General features: G+C 34.2%; 23 protein-coding genes. 7 read left to right on the top strand and 16 right to left on the bottom strand.

What is annotated here, in order from left to right; genetic code table 11:
- Nucleotides 1–27: 27 nt before the first annotated feature.
- Together NBRC110019_RS04175 and NBRC110019_RS04170 are read left to right on the top strand one after the other, a co-directional pair.
- Nucleotides 28–162, top strand: a complete 135-nt coding sequence (locus NBRC110019_RS04175; protein ID WP_281752697.1) for a hypothetical protein — start codon at nt 28–30, stop codon at nt 160–162.
- A 176-nt stretch (nt 163–338) separates the two neighbouring features.
- Nucleotides 339–1,202 (top strand): aldo/keto reductase, encoded by an 864-nt coding sequence (locus tag NBRC110019_RS04170; protein WP_281752695.1) that lies wholly within the window; start codon nt 339–341, stop codon nt 1,200–1,202.
- On the opposite strand, the gene NBRC110019_RS04165 is transcribed toward NBRC110019_RS04170, so the two are convergent.
- From NBRC110019_RS04165 to NBRC110019_RS04150, 4 genes are all read right to left on the bottom strand, one after another.
- The gene (locus NBRC110019_RS04165) at nt 1,195–1,677 is read right to left on the bottom strand and encodes a hypothetical protein (protein WP_281752693.1); all 483 of its coding nucleotides are present in this window, start codon (nt 1,675–1,677) and stop codon (nt 1,195–1,197) included. The two genes, NBRC110019_RS04170 and NBRC110019_RS04165, sit on opposite strands and share 8 nt — an antisense overlap.
- Nucleotides 1,647–1,853: a hypothetical protein gene (locus NBRC110019_RS04160; protein ID WP_281752692.1), complete on the bottom strand. Its 207-nt coding sequence runs from the start codon at nt 1,851–1,853 to the stop codon at nt 1,647–1,649. Before NBRC110019_RS04160 ends, NBRC110019_RS04165 begins: the two co-directional genes overlap by 31 nt.
- The gene (locus NBRC110019_RS04155) at nt 1,837–2,445 is read right to left on the bottom strand and encodes an Ig-like domain-containing protein (RefSeq protein ID WP_281752690.1); all 609 of its coding nucleotides are present in this window, start codon (nt 2,443–2,445) and stop codon (nt 1,837–1,839) included. Before NBRC110019_RS04155 ends, NBRC110019_RS04160 begins: the two co-directional genes overlap by 17 nt.
- A gap of 145 nt (nt 2,446–2,590) precedes the next feature.
- A complete protein-coding gene (locus NBRC110019_RS04150; protein WP_281752688.1) occupies nt 2,591–3,388 on the bottom strand; it encodes an HAD-IIA family hydrolase in 798 nt (265 codons plus the stop codon).
- A 239-nt stretch (nt 3,389–3,627) separates the two neighbouring features.
- On the opposite strand from NBRC110019_RS04150, the gene NBRC110019_RS04145 reads away from it, so the two are divergent.
- Entirely contained in the window at nt 3,628–5,382 is a 1,755-nt protein-coding gene (locus tag NBRC110019_RS04145) for an alkaline phosphatase D family protein (protein ID WP_281752686.1), read from the top strand.
- Nucleotides 5,383–5,421: 39 nt separating this feature from the next.
- Here the strand turns inward: NBRC110019_RS04145 and NBRC110019_RS04140 are convergent, their stop codons facing one another.
- The 6 genes from NBRC110019_RS04140 to NBRC110019_RS04115 form a co-directional block, all read right to left on the bottom strand.
- On the bottom strand, nt 5,422–6,060 hold the full coding sequence (locus NBRC110019_RS04140; RefSeq protein ID WP_281752684.1) for a SanA/YdcF family protein: 639 nt from the start codon (nt 6,058–6,060) through the stop codon (nt 5,422–5,424).
- On the bottom strand, nt 6,057–6,506 hold the full coding sequence (locus NBRC110019_RS04135; RefSeq protein ID WP_281752681.1) for a hypothetical protein: 450 nt from the start codon (nt 6,504–6,506) through the stop codon (nt 6,057–6,059). The genes NBRC110019_RS04140 and NBRC110019_RS04135 overlap by 4 nt, the downstream gene beginning before the upstream one ends.
- A 39-nt stretch (nt 6,507–6,545) precedes the next feature.
- Nucleotides 6,546–6,995 (bottom strand): protease complex subunit PrcB family protein, encoded by a 450-nt coding sequence (locus NBRC110019_RS04130; RefSeq protein WP_281752679.1) that lies wholly within the window; start codon nt 6,993–6,995, stop codon nt 6,546–6,548.
- On the bottom strand, nt 6,970–8,097 hold the full coding sequence (gene bshA, locus NBRC110019_RS04125; RefSeq protein ID WP_281752677.1) for an N-acetyl-alpha-D-glucosaminyl L-malate synthase BshA: 1,128 nt from the start codon (nt 8,095–8,097) through the stop codon (nt 6,970–6,972). The genes NBRC110019_RS04130 and bshA overlap by 26 nt, the downstream gene beginning before the upstream one ends.
- 80 nt (nt 8,098–8,177) lie before the next feature.
- Nucleotides 8,178–8,804, bottom strand: a complete 627-nt coding sequence (locus NBRC110019_RS04120) for a carbonic anhydrase (RefSeq protein WP_281752675.1) — start codon at nt 8,802–8,804, stop codon at nt 8,178–8,180.
- Between the two features lie 282 nt (nt 8,805–9,086).
- The gene (locus tag NBRC110019_RS04115; RefSeq protein WP_281752673.1) at nt 9,087–9,857 is read right to left on the bottom strand and encodes a DeoR/GlpR family DNA-binding transcription regulator; all 771 of its coding nucleotides are present in this window, start codon (nt 9,855–9,857) and stop codon (nt 9,087–9,089) included.
- A 248-nt stretch (nt 9,858–10,105) separates the two neighbouring features.
- Here NBRC110019_RS04115 and NBRC110019_RS04110 point away from each other — a divergent pair, with 248 nt between their 5' ends.
- From NBRC110019_RS04110 to NBRC110019_RS04095, 4 genes are all read left to right on the top strand, one after another.
- Nucleotides 10,106–11,686 carry a glycerol-3-phosphate dehydrogenase/oxidase gene (locus NBRC110019_RS04110; protein ID WP_281752671.1) on the top strand — a complete coding sequence of 527 codons (1,581 nt, stop codon included), beginning with the start codon at nt 10,106–10,108 and terminating at the stop codon, nt 11,684–11,686.
- Between the two features lie 79 nt (nt 11,687–11,765).
- A complete protein-coding gene (gene glpK, locus NBRC110019_RS04105) occupies nt 11,766–13,265 on the top strand; it encodes a glycerol kinase GlpK (RefSeq protein ID WP_281752669.1) in 1,500 nt (499 codons plus the stop codon).
- Nucleotides 13,266–13,286: 21 nt separating this feature from the next.
- Nucleotides 13,287–14,018, top strand: coding sequence for an MIP/aquaporin family protein (locus tag NBRC110019_RS04100; protein ID WP_281752667.1), 732 nt, complete (start codon nt 13,287–13,289; stop codon nt 14,016–14,018).
- Nucleotides 14,019–14,039: 21 nt separating this feature from the next.
- Nucleotides 14,040–14,822: a hypothetical protein gene (locus tag NBRC110019_RS04095; RefSeq protein ID WP_281752665.1), complete on the top strand. Its 783-nt coding sequence runs from the start codon at nt 14,040–14,042 to the stop codon at nt 14,820–14,822.
- Between the two features lie 44 nt (nt 14,823–14,866).
- Here NBRC110019_RS04095 and NBRC110019_RS04090 read toward each other — a convergent pair whose 3' ends face one another.
- From NBRC110019_RS04090 to NBRC110019_RS04065, 6 genes are read right to left on the bottom strand one after another with little or no spacing between them, the layout of a single operon-like run.
- The gene (locus NBRC110019_RS04090) at nt 14,867–15,775 is read right to left on the bottom strand and encodes an alpha/beta hydrolase (RefSeq protein ID WP_281752663.1); all 909 of its coding nucleotides are present in this window, start codon (nt 15,773–15,775) and stop codon (nt 14,867–14,869) included.
- Between the two features lie 7 nt (nt 15,776–15,782).
- Entirely contained in the window at nt 15,783–16,964 is a 1,182-nt protein-coding gene (locus NBRC110019_RS04085) for a THUMP-like domain-containing protein (protein ID WP_281752661.1), read from the bottom strand.
- Nucleotides 16,965–16,969: 5 nt separating this feature from the next.
- Entirely contained in the window at nt 16,970–18,058 is a 1,089-nt protein-coding gene (locus NBRC110019_RS04080) for an AI-2E family transporter (RefSeq protein WP_281752659.1), read from the bottom strand.
- A 20-nt stretch (nt 18,059–18,078) separates the two neighbouring features.
- A complete protein-coding gene (locus tag NBRC110019_RS04075) occupies nt 18,079–18,591 on the bottom strand; it encodes a TrmH family RNA methyltransferase (protein ID WP_281752657.1) in 513 nt (170 codons plus the stop codon).
- Nucleotides 18,591–19,232 (bottom strand): DUF4159 domain-containing protein, encoded by a 642-nt coding sequence (locus NBRC110019_RS04070; RefSeq protein ID WP_281752655.1) that lies wholly within the window; start codon nt 19,230–19,232, stop codon nt 18,591–18,593. Before NBRC110019_RS04070 ends, NBRC110019_RS04075 begins: the two co-directional genes overlap by 1 nt.
- Complete coding sequence (locus NBRC110019_RS04065; protein ID WP_281752653.1) at nt 19,232–19,939, bottom strand: 16S rRNA (uracil(1498)-N(3))-methyltransferase; 708 nt, start codon at nt 19,937–19,939, stop codon at nt 19,232–19,234. Before NBRC110019_RS04065 ends, NBRC110019_RS04070 begins: the two co-directional genes overlap by 1 nt.
- Between the last annotated feature and the right edge of the window lie 2 nt (nt 19,940–19,941).

Raw genomic sequence — 19,941 nt, 5'->3', positions numbered from 1 at the left:
GATTTACACTTGTTTAAGAAAATCGTTATGAATTCAATCACCTTACTTTATATTAATCGAAATACTGAGATTTATGAAACCATTAAGCGTGTTATTAGCAGACCAAAAGGACAGTATAGAACTGTTGTACAGACAGATGACGAAGCAAAAAAGAAGTTTTAAAAATCTAAATTTGATATTATATTATTTGGTAGTAGTATTTCTATAGAGAGTGAGCAAGAACCAAGAAACTTTTTCAATACTATACCCCCAAAAGTACCGGTAATTCAACATTACAGTGGTGGTAGCGGTTTATTAATAAGTAAAGTCTATAATACATTATCTTAAATAATCAACCAATGAATATTACAAATAGCAACGGAACAGTTACGTTACATAACGGAATACAAATGCCCTACTTTGGGCTAGGTGTTTACAAATCTAAAAATGGAAATGAAGTATACAATGCTATTACAGCAGCCTTAAAAGAAGGATATAGATTAATTGATACCGCCAGCTATTACAACAACGAAGAAGGGGTTGGTAAAGCTATACTAGATTCAAATCTACCTAGAGAAGAGCTATTTGTAACCACCAAGGTTTGGAATTCTGACCATGGTTATGAGATCACACTAAAGGCTTTTGATGTTTCCTTAAAAAAGCTAAACCTAGACTATATTGATATGTATATGATTCATTGGCCCATGCCCGACGTGTACATTGAAACATGGAAGGCCCTAGAATATCTTTATAAAAAAGGTTTGGTAAAAGCCATTGGGGTATGTAACTGCATGCCACATCATATTGAATCCTTAATTAAGGAATGTAGTATAAAACCAATGGTATTACAAAATGAATTTCATCCTAGGCTAGTTCAACAAGACGTGCTAGATTTTTGTAAAGACAACAACATCCATTTTCAAGCATGGTCGCCTTTAATGAGAGGACGTATTCTTGAAAATGAAACTTTAGTGGCAATTGCCAAAAAATATAACAAAAGCACCGCACAGATAATCATTAGATGGGATTTACAAAAAGAGGTATGCACCATTCCTAAAAGTGTTCATGCAGAGCGAATTAGTTCAAATGCTAATGTATTCAATTTTCAGTTAACTAGTGAAGAAGTGGCAACTATAGATAACCTCAACACCAATGAACGCACCGGGGCACACCCCGATCATTTTATTGAACATTTTGCTAAAAAGGAAAAAGGTATTACCTAATATAAATACCAATGGTAGGAACCCAAAAGGTATTTTTACTAAAATCTGGTCCTCCATGATATTCATAATAAAAACTATCAAACTTTTCCATTCTAAATTCGGAATTTATATAAAAACCTACATGCTTATTTAATTTAAACTTAATTTCGGGCAACACAGAATACGTATCAGAGCTATCTTTAAACGATTCAGGACCATAATTTTTATAAGTAGTAATTCCTATTCCAAGTAACAAACTAACCTGCCAACGATTGGAAAGATTTATTCCATAGCCAAACAAGAATTTATAATTATAAATATCGGTTCCTTCATAGTTACCCATAATTTGCACGTTAGACACCGTCGCTGATAACTTTTGTAATTCATAGCCAACCATTATACCATCAATAGGTATAATTCTAGATAAACCAAATAAAAATCGAAAACTCATCCCGTCCGAATAATCTAGACCACTGTTATACGAATGCTTTTCCATAAAGGTACAGGGAGTGAATAACCAACATATATCCCTCCAAAGCCTACTTCTCGTAGGTTTTTATGACTCTGTTTACGTACTGAAGCCATATTTTCTTTATCTGATTGCGCTGGTAAAAACTGTACAAATATTACCCCAATAACAAGTAACACAATATTCTTAATACTCAAATTCATAGGTGGTATTTTCTTGGGTTAGGGGAATATCAATATACGTTACAGCTCCATCATTAATACTGTAAGAAAACTGTGCCGTCTCACCTGATACTGTTGTTATAGTTTCAGTTGTATTTGGATTTGTCGGAGTTTGGCTAAAAGATGCTGTATGCTCTGAGTAACATTGATTATAATATTCATCCTCCGTAGAATTAACCTCAAAGCAACTATCATCTGGAAAAGAAATTGTCCAATCTAAGTATGTATCACTACTAGTAGAAATTTTTATAACCGACACTTCAAGTTGCACGATTTTTTTTAATGCTATATCATAGGTTGTAGATAACGCCCTATCTTGATGATCTGTATTTTCTTTATAGGTATAAGAACTATAAGATTGGTCATACGCTTCATTTATGTCGTTTACTTTAAAATACGGACACGGACTATCTGAAGAAGTTTCTAAAGAATAAAAACTATATATACCATTTTCATCGGTATAGTCATAACCTAAAACTAAACCACCACCTTTATATGTTACAGGAATATTTTCTAGTGGGTTTCCACTTTCATCAGTAATTGTTCCTTCAAAGTATGTCCTAGTATTATCCAATACATGATCACAGGAACTAGAACTGCATAAGAGCCACAAAAAAGACAACACATAGTAGTGCAAAATCTCCTCATAATAAATTAAATTACTTTATTATAAGATACAAAACACTTCTTTAGGTTGCTTTTTTATGCAAAATAAAGTCTTAATATTTGTCTTGTACGTCGAGTAATTTCAAGGCTTCGTCTAAATTTAAATCTGCCAAAGAATTTACCACCATATTTGGCTTAAAAGCATAGTTACCAAGGTCTTCTTTTCTAGTTACCCCAGATAGGGTTAAAATGGTTTTATATCCCAATTGAACACCTCCTAAAATATCGGTATCCATAGTATCTCCAATAATAATAGTTTCTCTGGCTTCCAATCCTAAATGCTTTCTTGCCGCACGCATCATTACCGGACTAGGTTTACCTACAGAAAAAGCAGGCTTACCTGTAGCCTCCTCAATCATTTTTACAATAGCCTTAATTCCTAAACTATCCCAACCTTTCATTTTTGGAGAAGGATCAAGATTGGTAGCAATTAATTTAGCCCCATTCAAAATCATGTTTGTAGCTGTATTCACCATTTCAAGGGTAAAGTTTCTCCCCTCTCCTACTACCACAAAATCAGGATCTTGGTTTACCATTACATAGCCTTGTTGCAGTAAACTAGTAATAAGTCCGCCCTCACCTAATACATAAGCTGTTCCATTCGGATTCATAAAAGACAAAAACCAAGAGGTAGCCATTGCACTGGTATACACATTTTCTTCTTTAATATGAATTCCTAAGCGAGCACATTTATTAACGGCATCTAAAGGAGTTCTTTGACTATTATTGGTCATAAAAGAAAACGGAATTTCCTTCTCTTGTAATTGGGCAATAAATTTATCGGCACCTGGTATTAAAGTGTTATTCCCATAAATAACACCGTCCATGTCTATTAAAAAACCTTTTCTCATGTTAGTTAATTTAGGGTTCGAAATTACTAATTTAATTTTACTAATTAGCAAACTCTCATCGCTTTAGTCTGATTATTTATTATCAGGAAATATCTGCATCTGGTGAATTCTTAAAAACTACATAAATTGTAACTTTTTTCTAACACAAAATACATTTTGTTAACAATAAACTAAGACACCCAATATATTCTACTAATACGCTTGTTGTACTTTTCCTAATTAAATAAAACAATCGCAAAATGAACCAAAAAACCAATTCTAGAAGAGAATTTATTTACCGCTCCCTACTTGCTACAGGTGGTGTAATGCTATCTGCTAATTTCATCAGTTGTAAAAACGATGATGATACTGCACCATCAGGTTCCATCCCTGAAGATTTAACTGAAAATAATTTCGATTATGGAGTTGCCAGTTTTGACCCAACCTCATCTCAGGTTATTATTTGGACTAGATACACAACAGAAGCTTCAAGTGTAGCTATCACATGGCAAATTTCTACTGATGAAAATTTTGAAGATATTCTTAGATCTGGTGAAGTAACAACAACTGCAGACAGAGATTATACCATTGCTGTAGAAGTTCAAGAATTAGACCCAAGTCAAAAACTATATTATAGATTTATTCAAATTGACGATGAAACTGTTTCACCTGTTGGAGAAACTATTACCTTCCCTGAAAATGCAAGCGAGGTTACTATTGCTATTTGCTCTTGTTCTAATTTTCCTGCCGGATTATTTAATGTTTACAAAGAAATGGCCAATTCAAATGCAGATGTAATTGTGCATTTAGGTGATTATATATATGAATATGGTGAAGGTGAATATGGAACAAATGATTATACAACTGCCTTAGGAAGAACCCATAGTCCCTCAAACGAACTTTTAGAATTAACAGATTATAGAACTCGTTACAAACAATACCGTTCTGATAGTAACTTACAGTTAGCTCACCAGAAAAAACCATTTATCTGTGTATGGGATGATCATGAAGTTGCTAATGACACCTACCAAAATGGTGCTGAAAATCATCAATCCGATGAAGGTAGTTTTGATAACAGAAAAGCTGCTGCTATTCAAGCTTACAGCGAATATATAGCTGTTAGAACAGAAGATGCTGCTAAAATTTACAGAAGCTTTAATATTGGTAATCTTATTAATTTAATAATGCTTGATACTCGAATTATTGGAAGAGATAAACAACTAAGCTATTATGATTATTTAAACGCTGACGGAAGTATTAATGCTGCCGGATTCCAATCAGATTTATATGACACTAACCGAACTGTTTTAGGAACAGAACAAAGAGCATGGTTCTTAAACGAGCTATCTTCAAGTGCAACTACCTGGCAAGTGGTAGGGCAACAAGTATTAATGGGTAAAATGCTAATTCCAATGGAACTATTATTAGCTATGAACTCTATGCTAGTTGAGCTTGAAACATATGGTAGTGTTTCAGATGGTACTTTTAGCGCCTTTACAACTTTAATGACCGAATTAGTTACCATAAAACTAAAACAACAGAACGGAATTCCATTAACTACAGAAGAAACCACAAGAATAGAAACCGTAGCTCCTTACAACTTAGACGCATGGGACGGATACGCTTACGAGCGTGAGGTAATATTAAGCGCCTTTGAAGGTAAAAATGTGGTTTGTTTAGCAGGAGACACGCATAACTCATGGGCTACAGCACTTACAAGAGTAGATAGCTCAGGAAACAAAATTCAGGTAGCTCAAGAGTTTGCTACTACTTCTGTAAGTTCTCCGGGATTTGAAAACTATTTAGGATTAGCAGGTGCCGAAGTTATTGCTGGATTTGAACAAGCTATCACAGCTTTAATTGATGATTTATCATATGTAGATGCGTCGCAAAGAGGGTTTGTAAAAATCACCTTTACTACCAGTGATGCTACCGCAGAATATATTTATGTAGACAGTGTTTTCTCAGAATCGTACACTCCTACTACAGAAAATCAAATTCCTTATAGCATCTAAAAATAATAAGGCTTCCCAAAAAGGAAGCCTTACTTTTATTTAAGGAATTTCAATTTTTTCTCCACCAAATTTGGGTTCACTACCAAATAGCAAATCCAGCATCATTTTACAACGTGCTAATTTTTCTCGTTGCATGGTTATAAAACCATAATTGACTGACACATCTTTCGCATTAAAACCTACAGCTTGTATATCGTTTGAGGCAGCTAAATAAATAGCCCTTTCATTATGAAACCGTTGCGAAATAACCGTAATTTTATCCTGACCAAATATTTCTTTACAACGAACTACCGAATCTAATGTACTAAACCCTGCATAATCTAGGAAAATATGATCTTCGGGGATTCCTCCAACCTTTAAATCTGCTTTCATTTCCATGGGTTCATTGTAATCTTTAGAACCATTATCCCCACTTATTAAAACATAGGTTATTTTACCCGCCTTATACAACTCAACAGCAGCATCAATTCGATATTGATAATACAAATTAACTCCTCCATTGCTAAGGTATTTACCTGTTCCCAAAAGCAAGCCTACTCTATTGTAAGGCACCTCTTCTATTTGAGTATAAACAGCAGCCTCAGTTTTCTTTTTCACATAATAATCAATACAAAAAACTACTACCCCAACGGTAATAAGTAATAGCAAAGCATAACTGAATAACTTCTTTAATTTCATTTAAATATCAGTTTATTTATTTGCTCATTAAGCTGCTTAACTTCAAGATACTTAGCTCTCTTCTTTATACCTTCTATTTGCTTAATAGCCTTATGAGTTTCAGAAGCAGTTCTTAAAATTCGTCCTTCGGCAATTTGCTCTTCTTTATGATGATACATAGGCTTTACATCAGTCATTACAATACAATACAACTTATCAGTATCGTTATCATCATAAAAATTACTCCATTCAGCATACCCTACATGTATATCATTTGTATTCTTAGTAGCTAACGCATCTAATCTCCATCTACAATTTGCTGCTCTACCCCAATGGTTAGATAACCGATACACTCCTATCTCTGTATAATAATACATACTACCCGACTTACTTATATAATCAGGCTTATTATTTAAAAAAGGAAAATCAAGGTTCTTAACCTCTTTAAACACACAATATGTATGCATAAAAAAATTATTTTTATGAAACTGTCTCCTTACCAATGGTTATAACTTCTTAAATAGAAGCTTCTTATTTGTAGACTTAAGCTTTACAATGGTAAATGGTTTTGTAGTCATCATAGTTACCATATCACCTTCCGCCGGAACGGTTTCCTCTACTGTTACCTCTATTAGTTGTCCCTTTTCTTCAATAGACTTTACATTTATCTGATATCCTCCGGTACGTTTTTGACCCATACAAAGAATAAGTAGCATTTCAGTATTGTAATCTACCTTAGGAGCCGCCAAATGCGTATCACCACTCTTATTTACCTTTCTAAAAAAATCAGCTACAACTGTTGGTTCTTTGGCTACTATAATTTGTGGGGTATCAGATCCACCGGTAGAACTTTGCATTAAGGTTTCCCAAGCAACTTGTTGTTGCGCAGGTATTGCTGCACTGCTACAAATTAAAAACACACAAATGGCACTAAGCGAGCTTAAATGCTTCTTCATAAATTGCTTCATACAAAGGTAAAATATGGTTAATATCAAATTTTTCAGCTTCCTTTCTAGCTCCTTTTTTAAACCTTTCTAAAACATCATCTTCTTCTAATATCTTAATTGCATTTTCGACCATTTCATCTACATCTCCAACATCACTTAAAAATCCAGACACTCCATGCTTATTAACTTCTGGTATTCCTCCGGTGTTACTAGAAACAACAGGAGTTCTGTTTACCATAGCTTCTAATGCTGCCAACCCAAAACTTTCGGTTTCTGAGGGTAATAAAAATAAATCTGAAAAAGAAAGCACTCTATCTATCTCATTACTTTTGCCCAAAAACATTACTTTATCTTCAATACCCAATTCTTCGCATAGATACTCCGCTTGTTGCTTTTCAGGTCCTTCTCCCACCATCATTAATTTAGCAGGTATCTTTTGTTGTATTTTGTAAAATACATTGATTACATCAGGTATACGTTTCACTTTTCTAAAGTTACTAATATGAGTAACAATGCGCTCCCCTTCATTAGCCATCATACTACGTTGGCAATCGGTGTACGTTTTAGGAGCTTCATGCACATCTATAAAGTTTGGTATAACGTGTATATCTGTTTTTATATCAAATAAACGCAAGGTATCTTCCTTCAAACTCTGGGAAACCGAAGTTACAATATCAGATTTATTGATACTGAAAGTAACCGCAGGTTTATAAAACGGATGATTTCCTACCAAGGTAATATCTGTACCGTGTAAGGTGGTTACCATAGGAATCATAATTCCCTCTTCTTGTAACATTTTCTTTGCCATATACCCTGCATACGCATGTGGTATAGCATAATGTACATGCAATATTTCAATTTGGTGCAACTTCACCATATCTACCAACTTACTAGACAAAGCCAGCTCATAAGGTTGATAATGAAACAAAGGATATTTAGGAACATGCACCTCATGAAAATGAATTTTACTACCCAATAAAGCCAGTCTTACAGGCTGTTTATAGGTTATAAAATGTACTTCGTGTCCACGTTTAGAAAGTGCCATACCTAACTCTGTTGCCACTACTCCACTTCCTCCAAAAGTAGGATAACAAACAATACCTATTTTCATCTCTCAGTATATACTTTTTTCTTTTAAGAAAAGAAGTTTAATCTAAATTAATATAAAAAGAAAAAACTAATAATTACCTATTAGCCTAATCTATAAATTTCACGAATCTCATTTAGTATCTTCTCAAAGTTGATGTTCAAGTCAATCAAGTTTCCAGTATGTAAATCAAACACCCAACCATGTACAGTGATCTCTCTTTCTTTTACAGCTTTTTGTACATCTGCCGTTTTCAAGACGTTTACACATTGCTCTTGAACATTTAACTCTACCAAACGATTGTATTTTTCCGTTTGATCTTCAATAGCATTCAACTCATCTTTATGCAATCTATACACATCACGTATGTTACGTAACCAAGGATTTAACAACCCTAAATCTTCTGACTGCATAGCTGCTTTAACACCTCCGCAATTGTAATGACCACACACCACAACATGCTTCACTTTTAAATGAGATACTGCATAATTGATAACAGACATAGCATTTAAATCGGTATTAGGAACCATATTCGCTATATTTCTATGCACAAAAGCTTCCCCTGAAGATATCCCCATTAACTCTTCCGCTGTAACTCTACTATCTGAACAACCGATATAAAGAATTTCAGGACTTTGCCCTTTAGCTAGTTCATTAAAAAAATTACTATCTGTTTGTAATTTTTCTTGAACCCAAGTTTTATTTTTCTCAAATATACTCTTTATATCCACAGCTAATTAAATTTACGTTTCTAATAATTTTCAAAGCTAAAAATTATTTATCGTTTAAAACTTACGATATATCCTAAATAAGTATTAAAACTAAGTTAAAAAGTAACCTTCATACAATATGTATACTAACAATATTTCTTCACTAATTCTGATATCATAATAAAGATAAGTATTAATAAAGGTATCGAAAGTGCAAAGTAAACACCAAATAATGTTAGTAAGAAAAGACAGACAATACAAAATACGGCAAACCCTACTAAAGAATAAAATGTCTTCATATTACTAATCTACAATGGTTACAGCTATTCCCTTCTCCTCAAGATATGGAAGAATCGATTTATTAATCCCTTTATCAGTTATTATCTCGTCTATTTCATCTAGACTACAAATTCTGCCAAAACTCTTTTTCCCAAATTTAGAAGAATCTGCTAAGACTATAGTACGCTGTGCCGATTTCAACATTTTTTGATTCAATTGAGCTTCTTCTAAATGAGTAGTACTCAAGCCATACTCTAAATCTATCCCATCTACTCCTAAAAACAACTTACTACATGAAATATTATCAAGAATAACCGACGCCTGATTACCAACTACAGACGATGAACTATGCCTAACATACCCTCCCAACTGCAATACATCAATATACTTATACCTTATCAACTCTAAAGCCACATTCAAAGAGGCCGTGATTACGGTTAGCTTCTCTTTAATTTCTATAGCTCTGGCCAAAGCCTGCACAGTAGTACCCGAGGCAATTAAAATAGAATCATGTTCTGTAATACGTCTGGCAGCTTCCTCTGCAATATTAGATTTTTCATCTACTCTTATCTTCTCCTTTTCATTTACAGAACGGTCACTTATATACGGATTTTCAAAAGAAGCACCTCCATGCGTTCTGTACAACAATCCCTTTTCTTCTAGAAATTTCAAATCCTTCCGAATAGTTACCGCTGATACATTCAACTCTTTACATAGCACAGCTACTTCTACATATTTTTCTTCTTCTATTTTATTTAAAATGACTTGATGCCTTTTCATAATAATTCTATTCATACAAATATATTAAAGTTAACCAACAGAAACAAAAACGAAACATAACGAAACTAAAATCTGTAAACACCCCTAAAAACCTTTACAAAAGCAGCATAACTAATAGAAACAAGCTGTTAACATCATTATGAGTATCTTAAAAAAACACCATTAATTTTCTAAATATAACATTTTTATATGATTTTATTTTGGAATATTAATTTTATACACTACATTTGAAATCAAATGAAACTTAATAAAACTTTTCAAAAGTGAAAACATATAACAGAACATCCTTAACAAAAGAATTAGAAACCAATTCTAACTGGGATGTCATCGTAATTGGCGGTGGAGCAACGGGTTTAGGTGTTGCTCTTGACAGTGTAACAAGAGGCTTTAAAACCTTGTTACTAGAAATGGAAGATTTTGCAAAAGGAACCTCTAGCAGAAGTACTAAACTTGTGCATGGAGGGGTTAGGTACTTAGCACAAGGAAATGTAGACCTTGTGAAAGAAGCTCTATACGAAAGAGGGCTTCTGTTAAAAAATGCAGCACATTTAGCTAAAGACCAATCCTTTATAATACCAAATTATAGTTGGTGGGATGGTGTTTTCTACACTGTAGGTTTAAAAGTATACGATTTTTTAGCAGGAAAACTTAGTTTAGGTAAATCGTTACATATTGGTAAAAACGAAACCATTAAGCGTATTAGTACAGTTAAACCTTCTAAACTTAAAGGCGGGGTAGTTTATCATGACGGACAGTTTGACGATTCGAGACTAGCGGTAAACGTAGCTCAAACATGTATAGAACAGGGAGCTACCGTATTAAACCACTTTAAAGTAGAGAATATTACAAAAGACGGGGCTGGTACTGTAGATGGTATTACTGCGAAAGATAATGAAACCGGAAAAACCTACACTCTAAAAGCAAAAGCTGTTGTAAATGCCACAGGAATCTTCACTGATGACATTTTAAAAATGGATAATCCAAACGCCAAAAACATGGTTCGCCCTAGCCAGGGTGTTCACTTGGTGTTAGACAAATCGTTTCTACCGGGTAAAGATGCCATCATGATTCCTAAAACAGATGATGGACGTGTATTATTCCTTGTGCCATGGCATGATAAAGTAGTAGTAGGTACTACAGATACTCTTTTAAACGAACATAGTTTAGAACCAACTGCACTAGAAGAAGAAATTGAATTTATTCTTAATACTGCCAACAACTATCTTACTAAAACTGTAACCCGAGAAGATGTACTAAGTATATTCGCTGGTTTACGTCCGTTGGCTGCACCAAAAGATGGTTCAGAAAAAACAAAAGAAATCTCAAGAAGTCATAAAATTATAGTGTCAGACTCTGGATTAGTAACTATAACCGGAGGAAAATGGACAACCTTTAGAAGAATGGCTCAAGATACGGTAGATAAATTAATGGAAATTAATCTATTACCACAGAAACCTTGTAAAACAGCTCACTTGCCTATTCATGGTTCAACTCAAACAACCGACTGGTCAGATCATTTGTACATTTATGGTACCGATCAAAAAGAAATCCACCAGTTGATTAAAGAAAACACCGAACTAGGCACTAAACTACACCCTAATTTACCTTATGTTGAAGCCGAAGTTGTTTGGGCTGTTCGATATGAACTTGCCAGAACAGTTGAAGACATTTTAGCAAGACGAGTAAGAGCTCTCTTTTTAGATGCTGATGCAGCTATAGAAATGGCTCCAAAAGTAGCCGAAATTCTAATGACAGAACTCGGTTATGATGAAGCATGGAAAAAAGATCAAATACAGAAATTTACAAAAATCGCTAAGCATTATTCTTTACGATATGCTAGCTAATAAACCACTTATAAATTTGTTTAACCAGTAGGCTTGAAATTTATTCAGCAAGGAAGCCTATACTAAATTTAGCGTAATTATGAAAGAGTATATAATGGCTCTAGATCAAGGAACTACGAGTTCCAGAGCTATTTTGTTTAACAAAAAAGGAGAAATTGTCTCAGTTGCTCAAAAAGAATTTACCCAATATTTCCCCAAACCAGGATGGGTTGAACATGACCCACTTGAAATATGGTCTACACAAGCTGGTGTTGCCGCAGAGGCAACCACTAAAAAAGGATTAAATGGTACTAATATTGCATCTATCGGTATTACCAATCAGCGCGAAACGGTAGTGGTATGGGACAGAAAAACTGGGTCCCCTATCTACAACGCAATAGTTTGGCAAGACAAAAGAACGGCTAAATATTGCGAAGAATTAAAGGCTGCTGGTAAAACAGAATTAATCCAACAAAAAACAGGACTGGTTATCGATTCATATTTCTCAGGAACCAAAGTTAAATGGATTCTTGATAATGTAGAAGGTGCCAGAGAAAAAGCGGAAGCAGGTGACCTTGTAATGGGTACTATGGATACTTGGTTAATATGGAACTTCACCAAAGGTGAACTGCATGTTACCGATGTAACAAATGCATGTAGAACATTGTTATTCAACATTCACACAATGGATTGGGATGATGAATTATTAGAATTGTTCAACATTCCTAAAAACATGTTACCAGAGGTAAAAGACTCTAGTGAAGTATACGGATATACTAAAACAACTGTTTTTGCTTCTAAAATTCCGATTGCTGGTATCGCAGGAGACCAAATGGCCGCATTATTCGGACAAATGTGTACCAAAAAAGGAATGGTTAAAAACACCTACGGTACCGGTTGCTTTATGTTAATGAACATTGGTGAAAAACCAATTATTTCTAAAAATAACCTTCTTACCTCTGTTGCATGGCGTATCAACGGAAAAACAGAATACTGCTTAGAAGGAAGTATCTTTATTGGTGGTGCTGTAGTACAATGGCTAAGAGATGGTTTAGGTATTATTGTAAAATCTGGTGAAGTAGAGAAACTTGCTGCTTCTGTAGAATCTACAGACGGTGTATATTTTATTCCTGCGTTTGCCGGTTTAGGAGCACCTTATTGGAACCAAAGCTCTAAAGGTACTATCTTCGGAATTACAAGAGGTACTACCGATGCTCATATTGCCAGAGCTTCATTAGAAGCAATTGCCTACCAAACAATGGATATTCTTGAGGCTATGCACGCAGACTCTGAAATAGACATTAAAGAACTACGTGTTGATGGAGGAGCTACTGTAAATGATATGCTTATGCAGTTTCAGTCAGACGTATTAGACGTTACTACTATTCGTCCTAAAGTAACAGAAACCACCGCATTAGGTGCTGCTTATTTAGCCGGTTTGGCAGTTGGATACTGGGATAGTATGGATGAAATTCAGGATATATGGGAAGAAGATGTACAATTCCATCCTACCGAAGACAGAGAACCAATTAATGAAGGAATTAAAGGTTGGTACAGAGCTATTAAAGCTTTACAAGCCTGGAGTAACGACGAAGAATAATAATTAATATTTAGAAAAGAGATGACACCATTTATAGCAGAAATATTAGGGACAGGGCTTTTAATTCTTTTGGGAGGAGGAGTTGTAGCCAATGTTAGTTTAAATAAAGCAATAGGCCAAAATAGTGGCTGGATCGTAATAACAACAGGTTGGGCATTAGCTGTATTTGTAGGGGTTGTAGTTGCAGGCCCTTACAGTGGAGCACATTTAAACCCTGCTGTTACAATAGCTTTAGCAATTGCCGGAAAATTCCAATGGGCTGACGTACCGACTTATTTAGGTGGAGAATTTTTAGGAGCTATGTTAGGCTCAACCTTAGTGTATATGATGTATAAAGATCATTTTGATGCTACGGAAGATGGAGGAGCAAAAAGAGCCGTATTTTGTACTGCTCCAGCAATTCCAAATGTAACTAGAAACCTTATTAGTGAAATTTTAGGAACATTTGTACTTATCATTTGTGTATTCTACTTCACTGGAGCAGAAATTAGTGATGCTAGCGGTACTAAAGTAGGTTTAGGTTCTATAGGAGCCATCCCAGTTTCATTTGTAGTTTGGGCTATTGGTTTATCATTAGGTGGTACTACCGGATATGCTATAAATCCTGCAAGAGATTTAGGACCTAGAATAATGCATGCTATATTACCTATTAAAGGTAAAACAGACGGAGGTTGGGGATATGCTTGGATTCCTGTGGTTGGCCCTATTATTGGGGGAGCCATAGCTGCTTATTTATTTTTAGCACTTTCTTAATTCACACTAATAAATAAACTCATGAAAAAATTAGTATATATAGCCATTTTAATATTGGGGACTAGTGTAGGATTCTCACAGTCAAATTCTCAAACGATTTCGGATTCTATACCTTCCGAAACTATGAATACTTACAAACCATTTAATTTTAATCTACAGGTTAAAAACATGCACCTTTGGAGAGGATACCGTGTTACTGATGCGCCAATGACGGCAGGTGACGTAAACTATACCTCTAAAAACGGTAAATTCAAAGCTGGTTTATGGGGTGGTTCAGGTTTCAACGGAGACTATCATGAATTTGATTATTACATATCCTATGCCACAGGCGGATGGTCTTTAGCTATATGGGATATTAACAACTATAGTGCGTATCCTGATGCTGAAATTTTCAACTATGATATAAGTAAAACATCTCACTTTATAGATGTTACACTTGCACATCAGTTTCAGAAAATACCATTGAAATTATCATGGAGTACTATAATTCAAGGTAGAGATACCTATATGGACGAAAACGGAGAATTGAAAAATGCCTTCTCTAATTATGTTGAAGCATCATATACTTTGAGAAAAGAAACTAATTGGTCTTTAAGTGCATTTGTTGGAGGAGTTTTCTCTTTTGCAAATGACATAGACGAAAGTAATTTTTACGGGGACAAGAGTAGCATAAATAATGTTGGATTAGTATATAACAGAGATTTAAATATTCTTGATAAAGTAACTTTACCTGTGTCTGCCACAGCAATGTGGAATCCTTTACAAAAATACGGTGCTATGCAAGTAGCAGTGAATTTGTTTTAGGTTTAATTTGAAATGTATTAGAAGCCACCTTAACAGGGTGGCTTTTATTTTTTAGAGGTAGTACTGTTTAAGAAATTGATTATTTTATAAAAATGGGCATCTCCGGCAATATACCATACATTCCCATGGTTTGCCCCAGGAATGGCTTCAAATTCCTTTTGCGCGCTTGCTAATGCCTTAAAGTTTTGTTGTCCGTTGGTAAATGGAATTCTATCATCCGCCGTACCATGACTCATATAAACCGGTTGATTGATATGTTTACAAGATGCTAACGGTTTTACTATCGTAGGATCAAACTCACCTATTTCTCCTGCTCTTTTTACCAAAAAGTCTGAAAACAGATAACTATCTATCCCTACAAATAACTTTGTATAATCATGTACCACTGTATTAAAATCAGAAAAGGTACTTTCAATCACTCCAAACCCCAATCTATAATCGCTTCCTAAAGCTTGCAGAGCAATAGCACCTCCTAATGATCGACCCCAAACACCAATATTCTTATAGCCTTTCTCTTTTAAATAATCTACCACAGCACTAACATCTTTACGCTCCTTAGCTCCATAGGTATTAAACTCCCCTTCGCTTTTACCATGCGCTCTTAAATCCAATGCAAATGTATTGTATCCTTCTTTGCTTAACTTACTACTAAGCTCCTCATAACTCTCCTTATGATCTCTAATACCATGTAACAAAATAATAGTTCCCTTAGCGGTATCTCTTTCTGCAGGTACAAAATACCCATTTAAAAGTATTCCGTCATACGATGTAATAGTAACTTCCTCACCATTTGGAAAAACTTCAGAGTACGTAACATCTATCGGACGCTCTTTATACAATAAAGGGTTTTTCATTTCTATCACCAACCTAGGCACATAAAAATAGATTACTCCTGCAGCTATAATTAAAAGAAATAAAATAACCCTAACTATATTCTTTAAAAACTTTTTCATTGGTGCTCTAAACTTTACTGGCTACTATAACTATTTTTTTATTATTCATATCAGTAGTTAAAAACAGATACACCTCTCCACCATCCTTCATTTTAAACTGCTTTTTAAAAACATCTGGCTTATCAGGAAAGTTTCTAGCGGTAATATTAGCTTTTGTATTCTGAAAACGTTGCTTAATCACTTTCTTTTGAAACCGAATAACTTCTTCAATTCTAAAACTTCTTCCAGGAAAGTCTATTAAATCATTACTAGTATACAAATGAGAATGCATATGCAATTTATTGACTTTAAAATGACTTGCCATAAGTTTAAAAGCCCCTGATTTTAAGATTGCTGCATTAGGTTCATACAAATACTTCTGTGGTTCTGCAAAGGTAGATACCGCTCCTTGTTCAGCCATTAAACTAAATGTAAATTCCTCTCTTTTAGTATGCGTTAAATTAACTGTTACTAGTTGAGGAACACCAGTAAAATCTTTTTCCAATATCCATAGTAATTCTTTTACCTCATTATTAACAGCTACAATATGTATTTCTAACACATTGGTGAGTTCCTCTAAACCTTTAGAAATATCTAATACCGGCGACGTTTTAACAAGTATCTTATTTGTTTTAGAAAAAAGTAGCTCTAAATGTTTCGGTACATCCGGTAAGCAATCAGATAACATAAATACTTTTCCCTTTTTGTCATTACGCCTAGAAGGATCTATATAAATCCAATCAAAAAAAGTAATTGTATTTTCTAAATATGCAACACCATCTCCTTTTACACAAGTAATATTGTTAGCATTAAGAAGATCTCTATTATAATCTACAATATCACTTAAATATTCATTTATCTCACAATGCACTACCTCAGTTATATTTCTACTAAAATAGTATGCATCTACACCATACCCTCCGGTGATATCAATTAAACTGTTACCTGAAACCAAAGAAGCCTTGTACAAGGCCGTACGTTCAGATGATGTTTGCTCTATATTTAATTTATTTGGATAGTAAATTCCTTTCGTATCAAACCATAAAGGTAACTTCTTTTCTGTACGCTTCTTTGCTTCTATCTGATCTACCAATTCCGCATTCGTCACCTCACCAAATAACGGTTTGCTTAGCAATATAGAAGTTACATTAGCTGTTAAGTGTTCACTAAGAAAAGATTGTACTTTGTTATTTAAAATAGCCTTATTCAATAGTATTACATATTTTTTGTAAGCAACTGAACCACAACATTATCTGGAAAGAACTGCTTTAAAACAACTTTTATAACCGTATAAGCAGGTATACAAAATACCATTCCTATAGGACCAAAAACTAAACCTGCAATAATAATAATTAGAAAAATCTCTAACGGATGACTTTTCACGCTATTCGAAAAAATAAAAGGCTGACTAAAAAAATTATCTACTAACTGACCTATTATAAAACCAACCATCACATACATGGTAGTGGGTAAAATTTGGGTACTAAAATCTAACCCTATATTACTAACCATAGTTAATAGAATCATTAAGAAAAAACTAATTAAAGGGCCCAAATAAGGTATTAAATTAAGTAATGCACATATAAAGGCTATTACCACAGCATCTTCTATTCCAAATATTAAAAGGGTCACCGTGTAAATCACAAATAAAATTAATATCTGAAAACCAAGTCCTATAAAATATCTAGACAATAAATTTTTCACAATATCCATGGCTCTTTTAAAACGTCTTTTTTGCTTTTTAGAAGCAATCGCCATAATGGTTCGTTCCACTAATTTAGCGTCCTTAAGAAGGAAAAATGTAATAAATAACGTAGAAAATAATCCAATAGTAAAAGACCCTAAAAAACTAATAAACCCATTAATAAAAGTTGGTATATAATCAAAATTTAATCCATTAAGCAAATGTGCACTTTCAATTTCCTTTTCAATATCAATATGGTTTGAGTTTAAATATGATTTAATGTCAAAATAGAGACTATCAAAATTGCTTTTAAAATCTTCCATTTTCAATAACGATAAGTTTTCACTCTGAGTAGATATCAACGGAATAAACATACTAACAAATCCAAAAACAAGAAGCACTAACAGTAGCATGGTTACCACTACCGCCAACGTATTAGGGAATTTTACCTTTTCCTTTAAAAAAGAAACTAAAGGTCTTCCCATCAAACTTATAACCATAGCTAATATTATATAAACAACTACCGGAAGTATTTGTTCTATAAACTTAATACCCAATACAATGGCGGCTATTATAAAAAAAGCCCTTAAAATACCACTAGAAATTATTTTTGAATTCATTATTTGTAACTGGTTTTAGGTTATTTAACAACATCAAAAATCTTAGTACACTCATACAACGCTAGCGTAAGTGCCTGAGCAACGTTCATACTGCTATTAGCACCATACATTGTTATATGCGTAATATATTCAGATTGGTTTAGCACCATTTCGCTTACGCCATAATTTTCAGCCCCTATTACTAAAGCTATCTTATTGTGCAACTTAAATGGCACTTCCGGTAACGGAATACTAGTATCAGTTATCTCTACTGAGCATACCGTATAACCTCTATTTTTTAAATCTGCTACTACATCCAGAATATCCTCTTTATATTCAAAAGGTACATACTTCTCAGTGCTTCTGGATGTTTTTTGCATTCGCTTTCCAAAATCTGGTACAGCACCACAAAAAATAATATTCTCTACCCCAAAGGCATCTGCTGTCCTAAAAATAGTACCCACATTTGCCGGAGATGTAACTGTATCACAAACAACCGTTACCGGAAATTTCTTAGCTGTAAATCTATTTTGATGATGTGTTAACTGCTGCATTAATTTTCAAAAACATATTTAATAATGTTTGCTCCCATTTGTAATGCCTTGGTACGAACATTTTCAGGGTCATTATGAACCTCCTTATTCTCCCATCCGTCTCCTAAATCACATTCATAGGTAAACAGAAAAATTAATCTATCTTTTTCAAACAAGCCAAAAGCTTGAGGGCGCTTACCGTCATGTTCATGAATCTTAGGCAATCCGTTCGGAAAATTGTACACTTGATGAAAAATAGGGTGTGTTACCGGTAGCTCTTTCAACTCTTTATCTGGGAACACCTTCTTCAATTCGCGTTCTAAATATTCCTTTATACCATAGTTATCGTCTACATGTATAAAACCACCTGAGAGCAAATACTTCCTGATATTCTCGGCATCCTGCTCTGAGAAAAATACATTCCCATGACCCGTCATATGAATAAATGGGTACTCAAACATCTCTACACTCCCCGCTTCTACGGTAACAGGTTTTTCTTGTATTTGCGTACCAATATGTTCGTTACAAAACTGAATAAGGTTTGGTAAAGACGTTGGATTACCATACCAATCGCCACCTCCTTTATATTTTAACAATGCTATCTCTTGGGAAAAAACACCAAAAGAACTTAACAGCATACCTATGAATACTACATATTTCATTAGCGCATATTATTTAAAGCAACTGTATGACAAGCCACAATAGCTGCTGTCTCTGTTCGTAGTCTTTGTTCTCCTAAAGTTACAGGTTCAAACTCTTTTTCTTGCGCTAAGGTTATTTCGTGCGGCGAAAAATCTCCTTCAGGGCCTATTAAAATAGTAACTTTACTCTCTATTACTGCCTTTCTTTTAAGACTCGCCTTTTCCCCTTCTTCACAATGCGCTATAAAACACAATCCATCATGATTTTGTTCTATATACTCCTTGAAACTAATAGCCTTATTTAAAATAGGCTTATAACAAGATAACGATTGTTTCATAGCAGAAAGTATAATTTTATCAAAACGCTCTTCCTTCACTACTTTACGTTCAGAATGATCGCAAATAATCGGAGTAATTTCATCTACCCCTATTTCGGTCGCTTTTTCTAAAAACCATTCATACCTATCGTTCATTTTGGTAGGTGCCACTACCATGTGTAAGTAATACGAACGTTTCGGCGTATGCTCAGCCTTTATAATTTCAACCTCACATTTTTTTGGATTAGCAAAAACTATTTTAGCGGTAAACAAGTATCCTTCTCCATTAGTAATGTGCAACAAATCACCTTCATTTTTGCGCAAAACTTTAATGATATGCTTGCTCTCGTTACTATCAAAAAAAAACTGCTTAGTATCTGCCTTTATATCAGAATTATAAAAAAGTTGCATTC

The sequence above is a fragment of the Neptunitalea chrysea genome, assembly GCF_027924145.1.
GTDB lineage: Bacteria > Bacteroidota > Bacteroidia > Flavobacteriales > Flavobacteriaceae > Neptunitalea > Neptunitalea chrysea.
This window is presented reverse-complemented; position numbering and strand designations above follow the sequence as displayed.